Here is a 2,635-nt window from a genome sequence, read left to right as displayed (position 1 = left end):
CCCTCCCCCAGCCCGTCGAGCTGCATCCGGATGAAAGCCGCCTCCGCCGCGGTGCCGGCGAGCGCGATCGCCCTGTCGAAGCTGACCCGCGCCTCCTCCCGCCGGCCGAGCTCGTTCAGGAACGCGCCGCGGGCGCCGTGGAAGTAGAAGTAGCCGGCGAGGTCCTTTTCCAGCGGCGCGATCAGCGCCAGGGCGTCGGCCGGCCCGCGCGCCTTGAACACGGCGACCGCGCGGTTGAGCGTCACCACGGGCGAGGGCTGCATCCGCTCGAGGCTGGCATAGAGGTGGTCGATCTGCGGCCAGTCGGTTTCGGCGGCCGTCGCGGCGCGGGCGTGGAGGGCGGCGACGGCTGCCTGGATCTGGTAGGGGCCGGGCCGGTTGTGGCGCATCGCCTTGTCGAGGAGCGCGAGCCCCTCCCCGATCATGCCGCGATCCCAGGCCGCGCGGTCCTGGTCCTCCAGCAGCACCACGGCGCCGTGCGCGTCGAAGCGGGCGGCGGTGCGCGCATGCTGCAGCAGCATCAGCGCGGCGAGACCCATGATCTCGGGCTCACCGGGAAAGATCTTCTGGAGCAGTCGGACGAGGCGGATGGCCTCGTCGCAGAGAGGCGCGCGGGCTGCGGTCTGGTCGTAGCCGGCGGAATAGCCCTCGTTGAAGACGAGGTAGAGCATCGCCGCCACCGCCGCGAGGCGCTCCGTGCGCTCAGCGGGACCCGGCGCCTCGAACGGCACCGCGGCCTTCGCCACCCGCCCCTTGGCGCGGGTGATGCGCTGCTCCATCGCGCTCTCGCCGACGAGAAACGCGTGGGCGATGCGCGCCACCGGCAGGCCGGACACGATGCGCAAGGCCAGCGCGATCTGCTGCGTCCGCGGCAGGTCGGGATGGCAGCAGATGAACAGCAGCCGCAGGATGTCGTCGCGATACTGAGATCCGTCGAGGCGCTCGGCGAGCGCGCTCTCGGCATCCTCCAGATCCGAGAGCCTTTCTTCGTCCGGCAGCGCCTCGAGGCGGCTGCGCTTGCGCGCGGCGTCGACCCCGGCGTTGCGCCCGACCAGGATCAGCCAGGCGGCGGTGTCGCGCGGCGGACCGTTCTTCGGCCAGGACGCCAGCGCCCGCAGGCAGGCTTCCTGAAACGCCTCCTCCGCCGTGTCGAGATTGCGAAAATAGCGCAGCAGGGCGGCGACCGCGACGGGCCGCGCCCCGGTCAGCGCCTGCTCGATCCAGTCGAGATCGCTCATGGTGCGGCGGCTTTCGCATCGAAGAAATTGGCGACGGGGCGCAGTTCGTAGCTTCCGCCGGGATTGGCCGCGCCGAGTTCCTTCGCGATGGCGAGCGCCTCCTCCAGCCCCGCGACCTCGACGAGGTAGAAGCCGAGCAGCTGCTCCTTGGTCTCGGCGAAGGGGCCGTCGACGACGAGCGGCGGCTCGCGGTCCTTGCGCAAAGTCGTGGCGGCGGTGGTCGGCATCAGCCGGGCGACCGGCCCGAGCCGGCCCTCCCGCGCCAGCCGCTCCTGAACGACCGCGAGCTTTTGCATCACCGCGTCGTCCTGCTCCCGGCTCCAGGCGCAGACGGCATGTTCGTCGTGATAGCAGAGGATGGCATAGAGCATCGGTCGGTCCCGCTTCGTCTCCGAGGACGGGCGAGATTAGCCGTTGCCGACAGGGTGGCGCAAAAACTTCGCCGTGCGTTCGACGACAAACTACGTGGGCAACTTTCCCACGAAATGCTGTAACAATCGGCCCTCAAACACGGTCCCTACCTGCAGGAGACCGATCGATACCCTCTCCCCGGCGGAGCGGCCTCCGCGTCCACGAATTCCTGACTCTTGCCTTCGGACTGGTCTGCGCCGGGGTGATCGTGGCGACCGAGGATGCGCCGCGGATCACGCCGCTGGTGGTGTCCTACGGCGCCTTCGGGGCTGCGAGCGAAGCCCCGGGCGGCCTCACCTCCGGTTGCCTCGGGATCGTGGGGCTGCTGCGGTGCCGATAGCGGCACGGCGCGTGATCCGGACTGGATGCCCGCCCCTGCTCACAGCCGCGGCCGCGTGGTAGGCGACGCGCGGGATCGGCCCTGACGGCATCGGCGTGTCCGGGCCTCGGCACGAGGAGACCCTGGATGAGCGACACGCAGACGATCGCCCTGGCCCTGCATGGCGGGGCGATCCCGAACCGCAGCCGCGACTATGCCCGTGATATCGAAAACATGCGCGGTCTCGTCGAGACGGCCCGGGACCGGCTGCGGGCCGGGACCTCGGCACTCGACGTCGCGGTGGAGACGATCGCGGCCCTGGAGGCCTCGGGTCTCTACGCCGCCGGTCGCGGTTCGTCCCCCAACAGCGCCGGGCATTACGAACTCGATGCGAGCCTCGTCGACGGCACGACGGGTGCGGCCGGCGCGGTGGCGGCGCTGCAGGGCTTTCGCAGTCCGATCCGGGCGGCCCGCGCCGTGATGGAGGCGACTCCGCACGTGCTGCTCGCCGGGGACGGCGCCGCGATCTTCGCCCGCGAACAGGGCCTCGACGCGATCGAGCCCGGACAAGACTGGTTTACCCATGCCGGGCTCGAGGGCGGCCTGCCGCCGCCGGGCGAACTCGCCCACGGCACCGTCGGCTGCGTCGTGCGCGATGCGCAAGGCC

The 2,635-nt window shown here is 71.2% G+C and carries 4 protein-coding genes; 2 read left to right on the top strand and 2 right to left on the bottom strand.

Going from position 1 to position 2,635, the window contains the following annotated elements; all coding sequences use genetic code 11:
• A partial coding sequence (locus FV217_RS22140) for an RNA polymerase sigma factor (protein ID WP_147821779.1) occupies nt 1-1,238 on the bottom strand: 1,238 nt, incomplete at its 3' end.
• A complete protein-coding gene (locus tag FV217_RS22135; protein ID WP_147821777.1) occupies nt 1,235-1,609 on the bottom strand; it encodes a YciI family protein in 375 nt (124 codons plus the stop codon). The genes FV217_RS22135 and FV217_RS22140, both read right to left, overlap by 4 nt.
• Before the next feature lie 248 nt (nt 1,610-1,857).
• On the opposite strand from FV217_RS22135, the gene FV217_RS23735 reads away from it, so the two are divergent.
• Together FV217_RS23735 and FV217_RS22130 are read left to right on the top strand one after the other, a co-directional pair.
• Nucleotides 1,858-1,989, top strand: a complete 132-nt coding sequence (locus FV217_RS23735; RefSeq protein WP_281407185.1) for a hypothetical protein — start codon at nt 1,858-1,860, stop codon at nt 1,987-1,989.
• 126 nt (nt 1,990-2,115) lie between these two features.
• Nucleotides 2,116-2,635, top strand: a 520-nt coding sequence (locus tag FV217_RS22130; RefSeq protein ID WP_187272677.1) for an isoaspartyl peptidase/L-asparaginase, incomplete at its 3' end; no start/stop codon positions are given.

It is taken from the genome of Methylobacterium sp. WL9, from assembly GCF_008040035.1.
Classification (GTDB): domain Bacteria; phylum Pseudomonadota; class Alphaproteobacteria; order Rhizobiales; family Beijerinckiaceae; genus Methylobacterium; species Methylobacterium thuringiense.
The sequence above is the reverse complement of the archived record's forward strand: the minus strand, read 5'-3'. Positions and strand labels throughout refer to the sequence as shown.

What these genes read in the sequence shown, in the direction of transcription:
- FV217_RS22135 (WP_147821777.1), bottom strand. Translation starts at nt 1,609, where the DNA reads ATGCTCTATGCCATCCTCTGCTATCACGACGAACATGCCGTCTGCGCC.